Source organism: Terrabacter sp. 01T434 (assembly GCF_056398545.1).
In genome coordinates, this window is the sequence record NZ_JBFTPP010000005.1 from 127,239 (window position 1) to 145,130 (window position 17,892).

The 17,892-nt window shown below is 71.8% G+C and carries 18 protein-coding genes; 6 read left to right on the forward strand and 12 right to left on the reverse strand.

Annotation, left to right across the window (positions count from 1 at the left end):
- Window positions 1–13: 13 nt before the first annotated feature.
- The 8 genes from AC1DIW_RS11885 to AC1DIW_RS11920 all read right to left on the reverse strand — a co-directional run bounded on the left by AC1DIW_RS11885 (window position 14) and on the right by AC1DIW_RS11920 (window position 6,919).
- Window positions 14–805: an amino acid ABC transporter ATP-binding protein gene (locus tag AC1DIW_RS11885; protein WP_478108377.1), complete on the reverse strand. Its 792-nt coding sequence runs from the start codon at window positions 803–805 to the stop codon at window positions 14–16.
- A complete protein-coding gene (locus tag AC1DIW_RS11890) occupies window positions 802–1,470 on the reverse strand; it encodes an amino acid ABC transporter permease (RefSeq protein WP_478108379.1) in 669 nt (222 codons plus the stop codon). Before AC1DIW_RS11890 ends, AC1DIW_RS11885 begins: the two co-directional genes overlap by 4 nt.
- A gap of 49 nt (window positions 1,471–1,519) precedes the next feature.
- On the reverse strand, window positions 1,520–2,320 hold the full coding sequence (locus tag AC1DIW_RS11895; protein WP_478108381.1) for an amino acid ABC transporter substrate-binding protein: 801 nt from the start codon (window positions 2,318–2,320) through the stop codon (window positions 1,520–1,522).
- Between the two features lie 159 nt (window positions 2,321–2,479).
- Window positions 2,480–2,986: a DUF4825 domain-containing protein gene (locus AC1DIW_RS11900; RefSeq protein WP_478108382.1), complete on the reverse strand. Its 507-nt coding sequence runs from the start codon at window positions 2,984–2,986 to the stop codon at window positions 2,480–2,482.
- Window positions 2,987–3,079: 93 nt separating this feature from the next.
- The gene (locus tag AC1DIW_RS11905; protein WP_478108384.1) at window positions 3,080–3,664 is read right to left on the reverse strand and encodes a response regulator; all 585 of its coding nucleotides are present in this window, start codon (window positions 3,662–3,664) and stop codon (window positions 3,080–3,082) included.
- Between the two features lie 31 nt (window positions 3,665–3,695).
- Window positions 3,696–5,168 carry a sensor histidine kinase gene (locus AC1DIW_RS11910; RefSeq protein WP_478108385.1) on the reverse strand — a complete coding sequence of 491 codons (1,473 nt, stop codon included), beginning with the start codon at window positions 5,166–5,168 and terminating at the stop codon, window positions 3,696–3,698.
- A gap of 44 nt (window positions 5,169–5,212) precedes the next feature.
- Window positions 5,213–5,635 carry a hypothetical protein gene (locus AC1DIW_RS11915; RefSeq protein WP_478108386.1) on the reverse strand — a complete coding sequence of 141 codons (423 nt, stop codon included), beginning with the start codon at window positions 5,633–5,635 and terminating at the stop codon, window positions 5,213–5,215.
- 261 nt (window positions 5,636–5,896) lie between these two features.
- A complete protein-coding gene (locus AC1DIW_RS11920) occupies window positions 5,897–6,919 on the reverse strand; it encodes a GNAT family N-acetyltransferase (RefSeq protein WP_478108388.1) in 1,023 nt (340 codons plus the stop codon).
- A 180-nt stretch (window positions 6,920–7,099) separates the two neighbouring features.
- On the opposite strand from AC1DIW_RS11920, the gene msrA reads away from it, so the two are divergent.
- The 3 genes from msrA to AC1DIW_RS11935 all read left to right on the forward strand — a co-directional run bounded on the left by msrA (window position 7,100) and on the right by AC1DIW_RS11935 (window position 8,827).
- Window positions 7,100–7,774, forward strand: coding sequence for a peptide-methionine (S)-S-oxide reductase MsrA (msrA, locus tag AC1DIW_RS11925; RefSeq protein ID WP_478108390.1), 675 nt, complete (start codon window positions 7,100–7,102; stop codon window positions 7,772–7,774).
- Window positions 7,775–7,907: 133 nt separating this feature from the next.
- Window positions 7,908–8,372, forward strand: a complete 465-nt coding sequence (locus AC1DIW_RS11930; protein ID WP_442277757.1) for an SRPBCC family protein — start codon at window positions 7,908–7,910, stop codon at window positions 8,370–8,372.
- Window positions 8,369–8,827 carry a GNAT family N-acetyltransferase gene (locus AC1DIW_RS11935; RefSeq protein WP_442277756.1) on the forward strand — a complete coding sequence of 153 codons (459 nt, stop codon included), beginning with the start codon at window positions 8,369–8,371 and terminating at the stop codon, window positions 8,825–8,827. The genes AC1DIW_RS11930 and AC1DIW_RS11935 overlap by 4 nt, the downstream gene beginning before the upstream one ends.
- A gap of 51 nt (window positions 8,828–8,878) precedes the next feature.
- Here the strand turns inward: AC1DIW_RS11935 and AC1DIW_RS11940 are convergent, their stop codons facing one another.
- The 3 genes from AC1DIW_RS11940 to AC1DIW_RS11950 all read right to left on the reverse strand — a co-directional run bounded on the left by AC1DIW_RS11940 (window position 8,879) and on the right by AC1DIW_RS11950 (window position 13,029).
- Window positions 8,879–10,843 (reverse strand): M13 family metallopeptidase, encoded by a 1,965-nt coding sequence (locus AC1DIW_RS11940; protein ID WP_478108391.1) that lies wholly within the window; start codon window positions 10,841–10,843, stop codon window positions 8,879–8,881.
- Between the two features lie 120 nt (window positions 10,844–10,963).
- Window positions 10,964–11,650 (reverse strand): hypothetical protein, encoded by a 687-nt coding sequence (locus AC1DIW_RS11945; RefSeq protein ID WP_478108393.1) that lies wholly within the window; start codon window positions 11,648–11,650, stop codon window positions 10,964–10,966.
- Entirely contained in the window at window positions 11,647–13,029 is a 1,383-nt protein-coding gene (locus tag AC1DIW_RS11950; protein WP_478108395.1) for a PspC domain-containing protein, read from the reverse strand. Before AC1DIW_RS11950 ends, AC1DIW_RS11945 begins: the two co-directional genes overlap by 4 nt.
- 125 nt (window positions 13,030–13,154) lie before the next feature.
- On the opposite strand from AC1DIW_RS11950, the gene AC1DIW_RS11955 reads away from it, so the two are divergent.
- Window positions 13,155–14,585 carry an ATP-binding protein gene (locus AC1DIW_RS11955; RefSeq protein ID WP_478108396.1) on the forward strand — a complete coding sequence of 477 codons (1,431 nt, stop codon included), beginning with the start codon at window positions 13,155–13,157 and terminating at the stop codon, window positions 14,583–14,585.
- Window positions 14,582–15,286 (forward strand): LuxR C-terminal-related transcriptional regulator, encoded by a 705-nt coding sequence (locus tag AC1DIW_RS11960; protein WP_442277751.1) that lies wholly within the window; start codon window positions 14,582–14,584, stop codon window positions 15,284–15,286. Before AC1DIW_RS11955 ends, AC1DIW_RS11960 begins: the two co-directional genes overlap by 4 nt.
- A 70-nt stretch (window positions 15,287–15,356) precedes the next feature.
- Here AC1DIW_RS11960 and AC1DIW_RS11965 read toward each other — a convergent pair whose 3' ends face one another.
- Window positions 15,357–16,187, reverse strand: a complete 831-nt coding sequence (locus AC1DIW_RS11965; RefSeq protein WP_478108398.1) for an alpha/beta fold hydrolase — start codon at window positions 16,185–16,187, stop codon at window positions 15,357–15,359.
- A 215-nt stretch (window positions 16,188–16,402) separates the two neighbouring features.
- On the opposite strand from AC1DIW_RS11965, the gene AC1DIW_RS11970 reads away from it, so the two are divergent.
- Window positions 16,403–17,878, forward strand: a complete 1,476-nt coding sequence (locus tag AC1DIW_RS11970) for an MFS transporter (RefSeq protein WP_478108399.1) — start codon at window positions 16,403–16,405, stop codon at window positions 17,876–17,878.
- The last annotated feature ends 14 nt before the right edge of the window (window positions 17,879–17,892 follow it).

Consider the following 17,892-nt stretch of genomic DNA (forward strand, 5'->3'; position numbering starts at 1 on the left):
GTCGATCAGTCGCTCAGTCGAGCGGGTCGAGGATGCGGTGGAGGAACTGGCGGGCGCGCTCGGTCTGCGGGCGCGTCAGCACCTCGTCCGGGGTGCCGCGCTCGACGATGACGCCGCCGTCCATGAAGAGCACCTGGTCCGCCACCTGCTGGGCGAAGCGGATCTCGTGGGTGACGACGACCATCGTCCAGCCTTGTGCCGCAAGGTCCTTCATGACCGTGAGCACCTCACCGACGAGTTCGGGGTCGAGCGCCGAGGTCGGCTCGTCGAAGAGCATGAGCTTCGGCCGGATCGCCAGGGCGCGGGCGATGCCCACGCGCTGTTGCTGGCCGCCGGACAGCTGGTACGGGTACGCGTCGGCCCGGTCCCCGAGTCCGACGACGCGGAGGAGCTCGCGTCCCTCGGCGTCGGCCTCAGCCCGGCTCCGCCGTTGGGCCAGCACGGGCCCCGACGTGACGTTCTCCAGGACGGTCAGGTGCGGGAAGAGGTGATGCGCTTGGAACACCATGCCGCTCTGAGCGCGGAGCGTCGCGACCTGGCGCTTCGTCACCGGCCGTCGCCCGAAATCCACCTCGACGTCACCGATGCGAACCGTGCCCGCGTCTGCCACATCGAGGGCGTTGACCGACCGGAGGACCGTCGTCTTGCCGGAGCCTGACGGGCCGATGAGCACCGTGACGCTGCCCGGCGCCACCTCGAAGTCGATGGACCGGAGCACCGTGTGGTCCCCGAACGACTTCGCCAGGCCCGAGACGGACACGAGGGGTCGGCTCTTCGGCTGGGGGTCGATCGATAGCTCGCTCATGCGGCGACGTACCTGTTCTGTCGGTGCTCGAGGCGGGACTGGCCGAAGGAGAGCACGAGGCAGACGACCCAGTAATAGACGGCGGCGACGCCGTAGAGGGCGAAGAACTGGTACGTCGGCGCCGCCGCTTCCTGGGCCACGCGCAGCAGCTCGGTGACCTGGATGGTCGACGCGAGCGAGGTGTCCTTGACGAGCGAGATGAGGGTGTTGGACAACGGCGGCACGGCGGTGCGCGCCGCCTGCGGCAGGACGACTCGACTCAGGGTCGTGACGTAGCCCATCCCGACGGTCGAGGCCGCCTCCCACTGCCCCTTCGGCACGGAGAGGATCGCCGAGCGGATGACCTCCGCGGCGTACCCGCCGACGTTGAGGGTGAAGGCGAGGACCGCCGCGGGAAAGGGGTCGAACTGCACCCCGAGGGCGGGCAGGCCGTAGAAGATGATGAACAGCTGCAGCAGCAGGGGCGTGCCGCGGATCACCGAGATGTAGAAGCGGGCGATCCCCGACACGACGCGCACCTTGGACAGCCGCATGAGGGCGACCGCGAGGGCCACGACGAGGCCGAGGACGAAGCTGATGATGGTCAGCGGGATGGTCATGGTGACCGTGGCCCGCAGCAGCGGCCCCAGCGAGTCGAGGATGAGCTGGGTCGTCTGCTCGTTCACGACACCCACCTCGCCCGGTGTGTCGTGCAGGTCGAGCGAGTCGTGCCGGTCACGCGGTCGGCTTCACGGTGACGTCGCTGCCGAAGTACTTCTCGGACAGCTTCTTGAGCGTGCCGTCGGCCTTGAGCTCGCCGAGCGCCTTGTCGACCGCTGCGACGAGGTCGGAGCCCTTGCGGGTCGCGACGACCTGCTCGGAGACGTCGCCCGTCTTGCCGGAGATCTTGACGGTCTGGTCGCCCGTGGACTTCTGGTAGTCGAGGACGGCGAGGCTGTCGTTGACCGTGGCGTCGACGCGCGACTGCTTGAGCAGGGTGATGGCCTGGGTGAAGCCCTCGACCGACTCGACCTGGGCGCCGGCGTCCTTGGCGACCTTGGCCCAGTTGCTCGTCAGGCTCTGCGCGGACTTCTTGCCCTTGAGGGCAGCGAGAGAGGTGACCGACGAGTCGTTGGCGCGGGTCGCGATGACGCCCTCGGACCACGTGTAGGTGGAGCTGAGGCCGTAGAGGCCGGCCCGCTCGGGGTTCTTCGTCACCTGGTTGACGACGACGTCGTAACGGTCGGCCGCGAGACCGGCGAAGATGGCGTCCCACGGGGTCTCGACGTACTCCACCTTGACGCCGAGCTTGTCGGCGACGGCCTTGGCGACCTCGACGTCGTAGCCGGTCAGGGCGTTCGTCTTCGGGTCGTGGAACGAGAACGGCGAGTAGGTGCCCTCGGTGGCGACGCGCAGGACGCCCGCCTGCTTGACCGACGCGAGGTCGGAGCCGCCTCCCGATCCGCTGCTGCAAGCGGTGAGGACGACGGCGACGAGCGCGGTGAGCAGGGCGGTGAGGGTGAACCTCGAACGCATGGGGGCACTTCCTGGTGGATCGGCTGGATGGGGATGGACGGCCGTCAACCTATAAGCCCATCTTTGGATGGGCATAATTCAGCGTCGATCCGTCCATCGCGTGCCAACCGCTCAACGGCCGCCGGCATTCCCGCCCGGTGTGTCGCTCGTGCCGCGCTCTCAGTCCTGCAGCGACCGCAGGTAGCCGACCAACGCCGCGCGGTCCGTGCCGAGGCTCTTGACGTCGTGCCCGAGTCGGGCCGTCGCCTCCCGGGCCGCCAGGGTGTAGGTCCGTCCCCCGGACGTGACGTGCACGGCGTCGAGGTTGGCCACGGTCCCGAGGAGCAGCGTGGCCGCGCCGCTGTAGTCCGTCGTCTCGAACGGCTTCGCCGGGTCGGTGACGGCGATCGTCACGGCATACGGCTGACTCGTCGTCCACAACGAGAGCGTGTAGGTGCCCGCGGAACCGAACCCGGCGTCGCCGACGAGCGCGATGACCTGGGAGTTGTCGCCGACGTATGCCGTCCGATGGGCCCACAGGGCCTGCGCGCGGGCGTCTGCCCCGACCGCCGCAGACGGTCCTGCGCCCGGGGCGTCCGGGTCGGCCGTGGTGCAGCCGGCCAGCGCGACCGCGCCGAGCACGAGGGCACCGAGGGTGCTGCGGACGGTGCGGGCCACGTGGACCACGGGCGAGCCTCCCTTCGCGGTGCCGGGACCGGCACGCTGCAGTGCACGGACGGAGGGCGCGCTCCTCCGGTTCCGGCCGACGGCCGCGGCGCCTCAGCCGATCCCGTGGTCGCGGGCCCACAGCGCAGCAGACGTGCGGTCGCCGACCCCGATCTGACGGAAGACGTTGCCCAGGTGCACCTTGACCGTGCGCTCGCTGATGCCGAGGGCGCGCGCGACCTGCTTGTTCGCCAGGCCGCGCGCGACGTGGGCGAGCACCTCGCGTTCGCGGTCGCTGAGCGCCGGGCCGGGCCGGCGCCGATCGGCCGATGGCAGCAGGGCCCGCGCGACGCGGGGGTCGAGCGGGGCGTGCCCGGCCGCCGCGGCTCGAACGGCGTCGAGGACGTCACCGGGCTCACTGTCCTTGAGCAGGTAGCCGATGGCGCCGGCCTCGACGGCGTCGCGCACCCGGTCGGCCTCGGCGAAGGACGTGAGCACGACGACGGGTGACGTGGCACCGGAGGCTCGGAGCCGTCGGATCGCCTCGATGCCGCCGACACCGGGCATCGACAGGTCCATGAGGACGACGTCAGGAGCCACCTCAGCGACGACCGTCACGGCCTCGGCGCCGTCGGCCGCCTCTCCGACGACGCGGAGGTCGCCGCTCGCGTCGATGATGGTGCGCAGCCCGGCGCGCACGAGCCGTGGTCGTCCACGACGACGACGGTCGTCATCGGTCCCCCTCCACGGGTAGTGCCAGCTGCCATTGCGTGCCGAGCCCCGGCGCGGACCGGACCCGCAGGACGGCCCCGACGTCGGTCGCGAGGTCCGCGAGCACGCGTACGCCGAAGTGTCCCTCGGCCCGAGGCAGGCGTGCGGGGTCGAGGCCGACGCCGTCGTCCGTGACGCCCAGCACGACGGGGCGACGGGGATCGGACGGGTCGGCGGCGTCTGCGGCCGCGAGCCGGACGACGACGTGCCGCGCGTCCGCGTGGCGCACGACGTTGCGCAGGCACTCGCGGGCCACGCGGTGCGCCACCTGCTGAGCGGGCTCTCCGAGGCGAGCGGCCTGCGCCTCGTCGACGTCGACCACGACGTCGATGCCGCGGCCCGCGAGGGGCCGCGCGAGGTCGGCGACGGCAGCCGCGAGCCCGGCGTCGGCAAGCCGCTCCGGGTAGATGTCGACGAGGAGCGAGCGCAGGCTGGCGACGCTGGCGCGCACGGTCGAGGCAGCGTCCGTGACCGTCGAGGCGAGGCGGGCTCGCCCGTCCGCCCGAGCCGACTCGGCGGCGCCACTGACCGCGAGCGAGCTCGCGACGAGGTCCTGAACCGGTCCGTCGTGCAGGTCCGCGGCGATCCGCCGCCGCTCGCGGGCCGACGCCTCGACGGACGCCCGCAGCACGGACTCGCGCTGCGCCTGGGCGGCAGCGAGCCGGTCGAGCAGGCGCCAGATGATCGGGGCCATGAGGACGAGCAGGAGCAGCAGGCTGCTCGCGAGCACCCCCGCGAGGCCGCGCCAGAGGTCGAACGCCCGCGCGCTGACGGGCCCGTAGTCGCCGTAGACCTCGAAGAGCAGCTCGGAGCCCGACGGTGTCCAGACCGGGCGGTAGACCTCGAGCAGCTTGCCGCCGTAACGCTCGAACTCGTTCTCCGAGCGGTTCAGGTCGGACACCTCCGCACGGGTCTGGGGCTGTGCGAGGGTCGCCCGCTGGTCGTCTCCCAGCGTGAACTGCTGGCCGACGAGGCGTGCCTCGTCGGCGTAGACGATGCGACCGTCGGGCGCCCACAGCTTGACCCGGACGATGCCGTTGGGCAGCACCCGCTCGCGCACCACCTGGTCGAGCGTGTCGTAGGCCGCCGCGTCACCGCTGAGCAGGGCGTCCTGGAGGACGGGCTGCACCACGGCGAGCGCCAGCAGGTTCGTCGTGTGGGCCGCGTCGTTGACGGCCTCGCGCTCGGCGAGGCGGCTCGCCGCGAACGACGCGCCCACGACGACGACGACGAACACGGCGAGCGCTGCGATCCCGAGCTGCACGACCATCCGGCGGCGGCTGGGCAGCGGTCGCGCGGGCGCCGGCGTGACGCCGTCGGCGAGCGTCCACCACGGGGGGAGGTCAGGATGGTCGTGGTGGTCACGCCCGCCGACGGCGCGCGGCGCCTCCGGGGACTGGGGTTCCCCGGAGCGCGCCGCCGTCACAGGCACCGGGACCGTGTCGGTGGTGCCTGTGCGGTCGGGGCGCCGGCTGGTCAGTGGTCGTCCCCGCCCGAGTCGTCGGAGCCGTGGCCACCCGATGTGTGCGAGCCGGACGACCGCGAGGACGTAGAGCCCGTCGTGACCACCCGGCCACCGTGGTCGTCGCCGGCCTCGGTCCGGGAGTCGCGCGGCCGGTCTCCGCCGTGGTCGTCGCCGGCCTCGGTCCGGGAGTCGCGCGGACGGTCACCGCCGTGGTCGTCGCCGGCCTCGGTGGTGCGGGTGGCCGTGGGGGTGGCCGTGGGCGTGGCCACCGGCGTGCCTGTGTGGGGATTGTCGTCACCGGCCTCGGGGACGACCTGGGCGGACGCAGGCACCCGGGCCGGGACGCTCTGGGCGAAGGAGCTGTTGCCGACGAGGCCGAGGAGGGCCGGCACGAGGGCGGCGACCGCGGCTGCGGCGATGGTGAGGCGTCTCATCAGGATGGACCTTTCACGGTGAGGTGGGCGGGTCAGCGGATGCTGTGGGTCCACCGTGCGGCCTCGGGACGGGCAGGCACCATCGGGCTTTGGTCCTAGTACCTGTCCCCCATGACGTCGCAGCGCCGTCGACGGTTCACCGCGACTCCACCCGTTGCGACCCCTACCGCCCCCGCTCAGAGCTCCTTCGCCCACTCCCGCATCCATCCGGTGACGGCGAAGCCGATCCGCTCGTTGATGCGATCTCCTTGACCTGCAGGCTCATTCGGTTGCATCCCTGACCTTCTGCCACTCCCGGCTGTAGCCGTCGACGGTGTAGCCGAGCCGCCGGTTGACCGCGAGCATGTGCACGTTGGAGGCGGCGTTCCAGGTGCGGACCGCCGTCACTCCCGGCAGCTCGTCCATGACCCGCAGGGCGTTCGCCGCCTTGAGGCGAAGCCCGAGTCCGTGCCCACGGTGCTCGGTCAGCACGAGGGTGTCCTGCTGGTAGGCCAGCTCCGGCTCGCTCGCGGAGACCGACACCTGGGTGAAACCGACGATGCGCCCGCTGGGCACGTGCCGGGCGATGGTCTCGACGATCCGCCGGCCGACGGACCGCAGGCGCTCCTGCTGCTCCCGGAGGCGGATCGCGTCCCAGGCCTCCTCCTCGAGGGCGAGGTCGTCCGTGGGGGCGTCCGTGCTCATCCGCTGCTGCAGGACGGCCCGGTCGTCGAGCCAGTCCGTCGGCATGTCGTCGACGTAGCCCTCGAGCGCGTAGTCGTCGGGGCCATCCCCGGCCATGAGCGCCGCGAGCGCCGCGCGGTCTGCGGGCAGCGCCATCTCGCTGCGCAGCACGGTCATCCCGACGGTGTAGCCGCGGGTCGTGGCGAAGCTCTCCGAGGCGTCCTGCCCGTCCCCGGCCCACTCTGTCTCGGCGAAGAAGACCGAGCGACCGTTCTCGGTCCCGATCCGCTCGGCCGCGGCGAGCAGCGCCGAGCCGATGCCCTGCCCCCGCGCCTCGGCTCGCACCGAGAGCCACAGCATCGCCGCACCGGTGTTGTCGAGCAGCGGCAGCTGGACCTCCAGGGCACCCACCACGCGGTTCCCGGCCCAGGCGGCGAGGTCGACGCGCTTCTTCGTGCCCGTGCGATGCAGCGCCTGCAGCTCCTCGAGCGGCCACTCGCTCCCCCGGTCACCAAAGAGCTCTCGCTGGATCGAGGCATGCACACCGATCCACTCCCGAGCGGCACCGTCCTGGTCCGGGTCGAGCACGTCGATGGGTCGGATCTCGAAGTCGTCGTCCACGGGGCCAGATTCTGTCGGCCCGCCCACCCGGGGGGCGAGCGAATTGTCGGAACCCGCCACACGGCATACGCACTCAGTCAGGCATACAGGAGCGGGCGCGGACGTTACAGGGACGTAAGACGCTCCCGGCAGCAAGGATGTGACACTGGCATGGTGTTCGGATTCGGTAGGAAGTCCCAGATGCCCAGCCGCGAGGAAGCCCTCTCGGGCCGCGCGGAACGCCCCTTCGCCGTGAACCCCACCCACGTCGTCCTCGGCACCCCGATCGAGGGTCCGTGGCCCGACGGCTCCGAGGTGCTCTACGTCGCGATGGGCTGCTTCTGGGGTGTCGAGCGGATCTTCTGGAAGCAGGAGGGTGTCATCTCGACGGCCGCCGGCTACATGGGTGGCTACACGCCCAACCCGACGTACGAGGAGACGTGCACCGGCCTGACCGGTCACGCCGAGACGGTCCGCGTCGTCTACGACCCCACCCGGACGAGCCCCGAGCTGCTGCTCAAGGCCTTCTGGGAGAACCACGACCCGACGACGGCCAACCGGCAGGGCAACGACGTCGGCACCGCCTACCGATCGGCCATCTACTGGACGACCGAGGGGCAGCGGCTCGCCGCCGAGGCCACCCGCGAGGCGTTCCAGAAGGTCCTCGGCGACAACGGCTACGGGCAGATCTCGACGGAGATCCGCTCGGCCGACGACGCCGGCCCCTTCTACCTCGCCGAGGACTACCACCAGGGCTACCTCCACAAGAACCCCGGCGGCTACTGCAACCACGGACCCAACGGCATGACGTGCCCGGTCGGCATCGTGCGCCAGGACCAGCTGCCTGCGCAGCAGGACATCGCGCCGCCCGCCTGACCCCGCTCGCTCACGAGAGGATGCGCCCACCCGCTCGGGGTGGGCGCATCCGCGTCGTCTGCGCGACCCAGCACCGGGCCGGTCGCCGTGCGTCCGGACCCCGTGCGACGGCCGCGGGTGACAGGATGCCGCCATGGCCGACAAGAGCTTCCACCTCAGCCGCGAGACGACGATCGCCGCTCCGCCGGAGCGCGTGCACGCCCTCGTCAACGACTTCCACGAGTGGCAGGCGTGGTCACCGTGGGAGGGCATCGACCCCGCGATGGAGCGCACCTACACCGGCTCCCCGACCGGCGTCGGCGCCGTCTATGCCTGGCGCGGCAACAGCAAGGCCGGCGAGGGCCGCATGGAGATCCTCGAGTCGGAGCGGCAGCACGTCGCGGTCGACCTCCACTTCGCCGCGCCGATGAAGGCGCACAACCGGGTCGACTTCACGCTGACACCCGCCGGTGACGGCACCCATGTCGAGTGGACCATGACCGGACCGCAGAACGTCGTCATGCGCCTCATGAGCAAGGTCTGGTCGATGGAGAAGATCGTGGGGCCCGACTTCGAGAAGGGACTCGCCCAGCTCAAGCGCACCGCCGAGAACCCATGAGCCCGTTGGTGATCCGGCCCGCGACCCGTGACGACGTCGCGGCGGTCGTGGCGCTGCTCGCCGACGATCCGCTCGGCGCGGCCCGCGAGGACCTCGACGACCCGGTGACGTACGACGCGGCATACGACCGCGTCGTGGCCGATCCGGGACAGCACCTCGTCGTCGCCGAGCGCGAGGGGACGGTCGTGGGGACCCTCCAGCTCAGCGTCATCCCCGGGCTGTCCCGACGCGGCGCGACCCGCTCGATCATCGAGGGTGTCCGCATCGCCCGGGACGAACGCGGGTCGGGTCTGGGGACCGAGCTGGTCACCTGGGCGGTCGACGAGTCGCGGCGGCTCGGCGCCACGCTCGTCCAGCTCACGAGCGACGCCAGCCGCACCGACGCGCGGCGCTTCTACGAGCGGCTCGGCTTCACGGCCTCGCACGTCGGCTTCAAGCTGCAGCTCGACGAGTGACTGACCCCGCGGGCGCTGCCCACGGGGTCGGTCGTGCGGTCGCGCTGCCGCTCAGAAGATGCGGACCCGCTGGTCCTCGTCGAGCCACATCGCGTCATCGGGCTTGACGCCGAACGCGTCGTGGAACTCCGTCACGTTGCGCGCGGCGTTGCCCCGCACGTCCTGCGGGGAGTGCGGGTCGACGGCGAGCAGCCGGATCGCCTCGGCCTCGCGGGCCTTGCCCTTCCAGACCTGGGCCCACCCGATGAAGAACCGCTGAGGTCCTGTGAAGCCGTCGAGCTCGGGCATCTCGCCGTCCTCGGTGGCGATGCGGTAGGCCGAGTAGCCGATCTGCAGGCCACCGAGGTCGCCGATGTTCTCGCCGACCGTCAGGCCGCCGTTGACCTTGTGGTCCTCGGAGAGCCCGGCCGGGGTGTACTGGCCGAACTGCTCGATGAGCCGCTGGGACAGCGCGTCGAACCGCTCGCGGTCGGCCGAGGTCCACCAGTCACGCAGTGCCCCCGTGCCGTCGTAGCGCGAGCCCTGGTCGTCGAAGCCGTGCCCGAGCTCGTGACCGATGACGGCGCCGATACCGCCGTAGTTGACGGCGTCGTCGGCCTCGAGGTCGAAGAACGGCGGCTGCAGGATCGCGGCCGGGAAGACGATCTCGTTCATCGACGGCATGTAGTAGGCGTTGACCGTCTGGGGCAGCATGAACCACTCGGTGCGGTCGATCGGCTGGCCGATCTTCGCGAGGTTGCGGTCGACCTCGAACGCCGTGCTGCGCCGGACGTTGCCGACGAGATCGGTTGGGTCGATCTCGATGCTGGAGTAGTCACGCCACACGTCGGGGTAGCCGATCTTCGGCGTGAACGCGTCGAGCTTGTCGATCGCCTGCGCACGCGTGTCAGGCCCCATCCACTCGAGCGAGGAGAAGGACCGGCGGAAGGCCTCGACGAGGTTGCCGACGAGCTCCTGCATGCGGGCCTTGGCTGCCGGCGGGAACCACCGCTCGGCGTAGAGCTGCCCGACTGCCTCTCCGACGCAGGCCTCCACGACGGACACACCACGCTTCCACCGTTCCTTGTTCTCCGGCTGGCCCGAGAGCGTGCGGCCCTGGAAGTCGAAGTCCTCGTCCACGAACGACTGCGGCAGCAGCGAGGCGAACTCCGAGAGCACGTGCCACGTCAGCCACGAGCGCCAGTCGGCGACGTCCACCGACTCGAGCGCAGCGCCGAGACCGGTGACGAAGCTCGGCTGGCGGACGACGACCTTGTCGAACGAACCCGCCGGCGCGCCGAGCCCGGACAGCCAAGCGTGCCAAGGGAACTGGGGCGCGAGCACCATGACCTCGTCGATGGTGTGGGCGTTGTAGGTCTTGATCGCGTCGCGGTTGGAAACCGTGTCCCAGTGCGACGCCGCGAGGAGTGTCTCGAGCGTCATGACGCGGGTGGCCTTGGCCTCGGCGTCCGGGATGCCGGCGAGGCCGAGCAGCCGGCCGATGTGGGCGACGTAGGCCGTCCGGATGTCGGCGTACTTCTCCTCGCGGTAGTAGGACTCGTCGGGAAGTCCGAGCCCGCCCTGCTCGAGGTAGACGACGTAGTCCTCCGGCGAGCGCTCGTCGGGTGACACGAAGTGCTGCAGGACCCCGACCACGCCGTCGCGCGCGAGCCGGCCGAGGGCCCTTCCGAGCGACTCGATGCTGTCGACGGCCGCGACCTCCGACATCACGGCCTGCAGCGGAGCGAGCCCGAGCTCCTCGATCCGGTCGGTGTCGGTGAAGCTCGCGTAGAGGTCACCGACCTGCCGCTTGGGAGTGCCCGGCGCGCCCTCCTCGGCGCGTGCCGCCTCCTCGATGAGGTCGCGGACCCGTGCCGTCGACTCCTCGCGCAGGATGTCGAAGGTGCCGAAGCGGGCTCGGTCGTCCGGGATCTCCGTCGTGTCGAGCCAGGTGCCGTTGACGAACCTGAAGAGGTCGTCCTGGGGCCGGGTCGACCGGTCGAGGGCCTCGAGGCTGATGCCGGACTTTCTGAGCACGTTCTCTCCCCACTGCAAGTGCCGGACCTGACCGGCGGGCGTACGCCGAGCCTAGTCAGGGGCACCGACCGTCGTGCGGGGACGGCCCGAGCACGTATGCCGTGGGGCGCGCCCCCGGGCTCAGCGGCGCAGCCGGCCCGCCACGACACCCGCGAGCCCGACGAGGAGCAGCATGCCGCCGAGCGCACCGATCATCATCGGCCCGACCATCCGGACGCTGAGGTCCGCGTCGGTGAGGTTGGCCACGAGGACGTAGGCCGCCACGAGCATCGACAGCAGACCGAGCATGATCGACCCCGGCCGCGGGCCCTTGCGGACCGTGACGAGGACCGGGCGCGGAGCAGGCTGCGGGGCCGGCTGGGGGGACGCCTGGGGCAGGACGGGCGCCGGCCACGTGGGGTCGGGCTGTGACCCGGGCGGAGGAAGGTGCGGCAGCCGCGCCCCCTCGGCGATCGCGTCGTCGGGCACGGGGCTGGCAGGCTGGACCTGGAAGGGCGTCGCGGCCGGGAGCGCCTGCGTCGTCATGGCGGGGATCGTCGTCGTCTCCGCCGGGTCTACCGCCGGGTCGACCGCCGGGTCGACCGCCGGGTCGACCGCCGGGTCGACCGCCGGGTCGACCGCCGGGTCGACCGCCGGGTCCGCTGTCGGGTCGCGGAACTCCACCGTGGGGTCGGGGGTGTCGTTGCTGCTCATGTCTCTCGTCTCCGCTGCGCGCTTCGTCGGTTCGGTCGGGTCGGTCGGGCCGGTCGGGCCGGTCGGGTCGGTCGGGTCGGTCGGGTCGGTCGGGTCGGTCGTCGGGCCGGTCATGACGCGCTCCTCGTCGTGATCTTGATCTGGCCGACGCCGACCTCGGCGTTGACGACGATCGCCGGGCGCGACGCGGACGGCCCGAACGTCACCTGCTGCTGCCAGCCGGTGCCGTCGTACTGGAGCTGGTCGGGTCCCAGGCGACGCATCCCCTCACCGACGACCGACGGACCGGTCGCGAGGATCTCCCCCGCACGCGCCTTCGCGTTGACAACGACCGGGACCCCTTCCGGGACGACGAGATCGAGCTCGCCCACACCCATCGTGGCCGTGACGGTGTCCTGTCCGGGAGTCGCATTCCAGTCCGAGCGGCTGAGGTCGACCCTCATCTGTCCGATCGCGAGCTCGAACGCTGGTGCCGGTGTCATCGACGTGACGGTGTAGCTGCGGTCGCCCGCCTGCCAGGGCTGGGAGAGGCCGACCGGGGCCGCGGTCGTGGCGGCCGCTGCGATCATCCCGGTCACGGCGAAGAACGCGAGGCCTCCCGACCGGCGGCCAGCGATCCCGGCGACGAGGATGCCGAGGCCGAGGATGCCGAGGCCCGAGGCGATCCCGATGGCCACGTGGTGGCCAGACCAGCCTGCAGCCTGGGCGATCGTCGACATGACGACACCGGTGACAATGGCGAGGCCGAGGACGAGGAGCCCGCCGGCGAAGCCGATCGAGGGGGTCCGCTCCCGCACCGGGGTCGGGGCCGGCGGACGTGGTGCCGCCAGGGTGGCGCCGACGTTGGCCGCCGCATTGCCCGTCGAGCCGTATGCCGTGGCCGGGGCAGTGGCCGGGACGGGGTGCGGGGACGCCGCGCCGGCAGCAGGCGGGATGAGCGGCTCACCGGTCACCGGATCGACACCGGTGCTCGTCCCGGGCGTGGGGGCGCCCTGGGTCTTCCAGGGCGCCTGCGCCATGAGCTCGCGGCCGGTGCCGGTGCGCGTGAGGAACCACCAGGCCCCGACGACGAGGAGCGCGAAGCCAAAGAAGCGGAAGCCGCGGGTGTCACCTCCCCACCAGGGACCGCCGCCGAGGACGGCCATCACCGTGACGACGAGCAGGAAGATCGAGCTGCCCTCACCGTGCTTGAGAGCTCGCTCGACGTGGATCTCTCCGCGCTCGTCGGGCATGAGCAGCCACAGCACGAGGTAGAGGGCGAGCCCCATCCCGAAGAAGATCGAGAAGAGGATGAATCCTGCTCGCACGACGAGCGGGTCGACCCCGAGCCACCGGGCCACGCCCGCGGCCACACCGGCGAACCACCGACCGTTCGACTGGCGAACGATCCCCGGGCGCCGCAGGGCGGTGTAGAAACCGTCCAGGCCGTGGCCCTGTCCGGGTCCCTGTCCGTGTCCCTGCCCCTGGCTGGGGGCGTCATTGCTTTTCGTCATGCCATCAGACTGGCTCGCCCGCTCTCCCCCGACCATGAGGGTCGACCCTGAGCGCACCCTGACGCGACCCCCAAAGAGGGCGCGGATGGTCGCCCAGACCCACCGGGGTGGGTCAGGATGGGACGGTGCAGACGGCATACGAGAACGGAAGCGGCCCCGCGCGTCCCGCGGGAGCCTCGTGGCGGACGACGCCGCGGCCACCGCTCGTGCGCCAGCGACAGGGCAAGGTCATCGCCGGGGTCGCCGCGGGGCTGGCCGCCCACCTGGGAATCCCGGTCGTCGCGGTCCGCGTCGCGCTCGTGCTGACGACCATTCCCTTCGGCGCCGGCCTGGCGGTCTACGTCTTCCTGTGGGCGACCATGCGCGAGGTCGGCGACGTCGACCCCGCGATCACGGCAGGCACGGCGGGCACGACAGGCACGACAGGCACGGCAACATCGACGCCGACGACCGGCTCCCGGCACCACGTCGACCTTGCGGGCCTGCGCACCTGGCTGCGCAGCGGCAACCAGGCCGTGCTGCTCACCCTCCTCGGCGTCGCGGCCATCGCCGTCGCCGGTGCCCTGTGGTTCGGCAGCGCCGGACTCGACGTGCACCCCGAGGTGATCCTGCCCGTCGTCGCCATCGTCATCGGGGCGATCTTCTTCTGGTCCCAGCTCGACGACACCGACACCCTCGGCGCGCGTCGCCCGGTCCGCTGGATCTGGCTCGTCGTCGGTCTCGGCCTCACCATCCTCGGGCTCGTCGGCCTGCTCGTGCAGGGCACCAACCTCACCGAGCTGTGGCAGGTCGCCGGAGCCGTGCTCGCCGCCCTCGTCGGCGTCGTCGTCCTGTCGGCGCCATGGATCCTGCGCCTCTGGAGCAACCTGCGCCTCGAGCAGGCCGCCCGTATCCGCGCCACCGAGCGCGCCGACATCGCCGCCCACCTGCACGACTCGGTGCTGCAGACCCTGGCGCTGATCCAACGGCAGTCGGGCGACGCCGCGACCGTCGCGCGCCTCGCCCGCGCGCAGGAGCGACAGCTGCGCAGCTACCTCTACGACGAGGACGCCCGCGCCGGCACGCTCGGCGCCGCCCTCACCGCCGCGATGGGCGAGGTCGAGGACCTCCACGGAGTGCCGGTGCAGCTCGTCGTCACCGGCGACCGGCCGATGGACGCGCACCTCGACGCGCTCGTCAAGGCCGTCCGCGAGGCGACGTGGAACGCCGTGCGCCACGCGAGCCCGCCCGTCAGCACCTACGTCGAGGTCGGCCCCGACGCTGTCGAGGCGTTCGTGCGCGACCACGGCGCGGGCTTCGACCTCGACAAGGTCCCCGACGACCGCGCCGGCGTGCGTGAGTCGATCATCGGGCGCATGGAGCGCCACGGCGGCACGGCCCGCATCCGGCGGCGCGCCGACGGCACGGAGGTCGAGCTGCGCCTGCCTGTGGGCCAGCACACCGAGACCGAGCCGCCTTCGCCCGCAGCGCCGCCCGCCGCATCCCCCACTTCCGCCACCCAGAGCACCACGGCCGCCGGCACGCCGGACCCCCAGACCCAGGAGCAGGCTCCATGACCGACCCGCGGACCATCCGCATCGTCATCGTCGACGACCACCACATGTTCCGCACCGGCGTGCGCGCCGAGCTGACCTCCCTCGCGGCGACGCCCCGACCCGGCGCGTTCACGCTCGAGATCGCCGGCGAGGCCGGTGCGGTCGAGTCGGCCGTGCAGGTCATCAAGGAGCAGCAGCCCGACGTCGTGCTCCTCGACGTCCACCTGCCCGGCGGCGACGGGCACGGCGGCGCCGACGTCATCCGGGCGTGCGCCGGCGTCCAGTCGAGGGCCGCGGTGCCGGTGCGCTTCCTCGCCCTCTCGGTGTCCGACGCCGCCGAGGACGTCATCGCCGTCATCCGGGCCGGCGCCCGCGGCTACGTCACCAAGACGATCAACGCCGAGGAGCTGCTCACCGCGATCGGGCGGGTGGCCGACGGCGACGCCGTCTTCAGCCCGCGCCTCGCCGGTTTCGTCCTCGATGCGTTCGGCGCGGCCGCCGGCGAGGTCGCCGAGATCGACGAGGAGCTCGACCGGCTCTCGGCACGGGAGCGCGAGGTGATGCGCCTCATCGCCCGCGGCTACCAGTACAAGGAGGTTGCGAAGGAGCTCTTCATCTCCGTCAAGACCGTCGAGACGCACGTCAGCTCGGTGCTGCGCAAGCTCCAGCTCAGCAGCCGGCACGAGCTGACCGCCTGGGCGATGGGCCGCCGCCTCCTCTGACACCCCGCTCCCCTGCGGTTCGATGTATTCGCGCGACGCAGAGGCCGCGCCCATACATCGAACCGGCGGCTCAGGCGGAGCTGGCGAGGAAGCGGCGCAAGGCCGTCACGATGATCTCGGGGGCGTCGGTGTGCACCCAGTGGCCGGCGCCCTTGATCGTGAAGAGCCGCGTCCGCGGGAAGTGCCGGCGCATGCGGTCGCCGTCCTCGCGCTTGACGTAGCGCGAGTCCCCGCCGGCGACCCACAGCACCGGGCCTTCGTATGCCGGGAGCTCGTCCACGGCATCCGGCCAGTCCGCGATCCGTGAGTCCACCCCGAGCGCCGCGTCGCCGGCGATGAGGTCGAGGTTGACCTGCCAGCGCCACGACTGGCCGTCCCGTCGCAGGTTCTGCAGCAGGAACGCCTTGACGCCGGGGTCCGGCTCGGTGAAGCGGGCCTCTGCGTCGCCGCGGCTCGTCACCTCACCCAGGGGCAGACTCTGCATCTCGCGGATGTAGCCCTCGAACCGCTCGAGGGAGCCGTAGTCCTTGGGAGCGATGTCGACGACGACGAGCCGGTCGACGAGCTCCGGGTGGCGCAGGGCAAGCACCATCGCGACCTTGCCGCCGAGCGAGTGACCGACGACCGCCCACCGTTCCCCCTCACCGGCGGCGCGCAGCGTGCCGGCCACGGCGTCGGCGTACGCGTCGAGCGAGAACTCCTGGGACCACGGCGACCGGCCGTGGTCGGGGAGGTCGACGAGCAGGCAGCGCGCGTCCGTGCCGTCCGGGCCGCTGACGGCCTTGGCGATCTGGTTCCAGTTGCGTCCCTGGCCGAAGAGGCCGTGCAGAAAGGCGATGCGCGGGCCTGCGGTGCCGACGGACAGGGTGCTGAGCGAAGCCTGGTCGGGAGCCGAGGTCATGACCCGGAGCCTACGCGGCGGGCCGTCTCACACCGCCTCCGGTCGGCGGTGAGGCGCCGGGATCGGGCCACCGTGCGGGACCTCACGGCCGCTCCCGAGGGCCGTGAGAGGGATGTAACCGAGGTGTCACCGCAGGTCGGACGCCGTGCAACACCTCCTTCCTAGCGTGGGCGTCACGCTCTCGCAGCGGCCCACGCAGCCAAGGAGGAGACCCTGTGAGCACCACCACCGGAAGCACACCCGGCCCGAGCACGACCGGCACCGTCGCCGCTGCTGCCCCCCTCGCGCCCGAACGCCCGAGCCGGTTCCGCGCCCTCACCGCACCGACGAGGCGGGTCATCCGCGACTGGGACCCGGAGGACACCGCGGCGTGGGAGGCGGGCAACAAGCTCGTCGCGCGCCGCAACCTCGTCTGGTCGGTCGCGACCGAGCACATCGGCTTCTCGATCTGGTCGATCTGGTCGGTCATGGTCCTCTTCATGCCGCAGGCCGTCTACGGCTTCACCGCCGCCGACAAGTTCGTCCTCGTCGCCGTCCCGACCCTCGTCGGGGCCGTCCTGCGAGTTCCCTACACGATGGCGACGGCCTTCTTCGGGGGCCGCAACTGGGCCATCGTCAGCGGCTTCGCGCTGCTCGTCCCGACGGTGCTGACCTGGTGGCTCATGGTCAACCCGGGCCACTCCCTGACGACGTTCCTGCTCGTCGCCGGCCTCGCCGGTCTCGGCGGCGGCAACTTCGCCTCGTCGATGACGAACATCAACGCCTTCTACCCGCAGCGGATGAAGGGCTGGGCGCTCGGGCTCAACGCGGGTGGCGGCAACATCGGCGTCCCCGTCGTCCAGCTCGTCGGCCTGCTCGTCATCGCGACGCTCGGCAACCGCCGGCCCGAGGTCGTCTGTGCCGTCTACCTCGTCCTGCTCGCCGTCGCGAGCATCGGCGCCGCGGTCTCCATGGACAACCTCGACCACCAGACGGCCAACCCCAAGGCGATGCTCGAGGTGCTGCGGCACGCCGACTCGTGGGTCATCTCGCTGCTCTACATCGGCACGTTCGGCTCGTTCATCGGCTTCGGCTTCGCCTTCGGCCAGGTGCTCAACCAGACCTTCCTCGCCGGGCTGACCGGCGGCGCCGCGCCGACGCCGGCGCAGGCCGCGACCGCGAGCCTGCACGCCGCCCAGATCGCCTTCGTCGGCCCGCTCCTCGGCTCGGTCAGCCGGGTCTGGGGTGGACGGCTCGCCGACCGCCGTGGCGGTGCCCTCGTGACGCTGTGGACCTTCGTCGGCATGGCGGTCGCGGGCGTCCTCGTGACCCTCGCGGCGCGCTCCGACGACGTGACCCGCGGCGCTGCGACCGGACTCCAGCTCGGCGGCCTCATCGGCGGCTTCGTCCTGCTCTTCGTCCTCTCCGGCGTCGGCAACGGCTCGGTCTACAAGATGATCCCCGCCCTCTTCGACGCGAAGTCCGCCGCGGTCCCCGGGCCCGCGATCGAGCGCACGGCCTGGACCCGCTCGATGGCCGGCGCGCTCATCGGCATCGCCGGCGCGATCGGCGCCCTCGGCGGCGTCCTCATCAACCTCGGGCTCCGTGCGTCGTACCAGGGCGCCAGCCACTCGGCCACGGCCGCGTTCGTCGTCTTCACCCTCTTCTACGTCGGCGCCGCCACCCTGACGAAGGTGCGCTACCGCCGATGACGACGAACCTGGGG

Bases quoted from the DNA above. Each gene is read 5' to 3' on its own strand.
- AC1DIW_RS11885 (WP_478108377.1), bottom strand. From the start codon at position 805: ATGAGCGAGCTATCGATCGACCCCCAGCCGAAGAGCCGACCCCTCGTG.
- AC1DIW_RS11895 (WP_478108381.1), bottom strand. From the start codon at position 2,320: ATGCGTTCGAGGTTCACCCTCACCGCCCTGCTCACCGCGCTCGTCGCC.
- AC1DIW_RS11915 (WP_478108386.1), bottom strand. From the start codon at position 5,635: ATGAGACGCCTCACCATCGCCGCAGCCGCGGTCGCCGCCCTCGTGCCG.
- msrA (WP_478108390.1), top strand. From the start codon at position 7,100: ATGCCCAGCCGCGAGGAAGCCCTCTCGGGCCGCGCGGAACGCCCCTTC.
- AC1DIW_RS11930 (WP_442277757.1), top strand. From the start codon at position 7,908: ATGGCCGACAAGAGCTTCCACCTCAGCCGCGAGACGACGATCGCCGCT.
- AC1DIW_RS11935 (WP_442277756.1), top strand. From the start codon at position 8,369: ATGAGCCCGTTGGTGATCCGGCCCGCGACCCGTGACGACGTCGCGGCG.
- AC1DIW_RS11945 (WP_478108393.1), bottom strand. From the start codon at position 11,650: ATGACCGGCCCGACGACCGACCCGACCGACCCGACCGACCCGACCGAC.
- AC1DIW_RS11950 (WP_478108395.1), bottom strand. From the start codon at position 13,029: ATGACGAAAAGCAATGACGCCCCCAGCCAGGGGCAGGGACACGGACAG.
- AC1DIW_RS11960 (WP_442277751.1), top strand. From the start codon at position 14,582: ATGACCGACCCGCGGACCATCCGCATCGTCATCGTCGACGACCACCAC.
- AC1DIW_RS11965 (WP_478108398.1), bottom strand. From the start codon at position 16,187: ATGACCTCGGCTCCCGACCAGGCTTCGCTCAGCACCCTGTCCGTCGGC.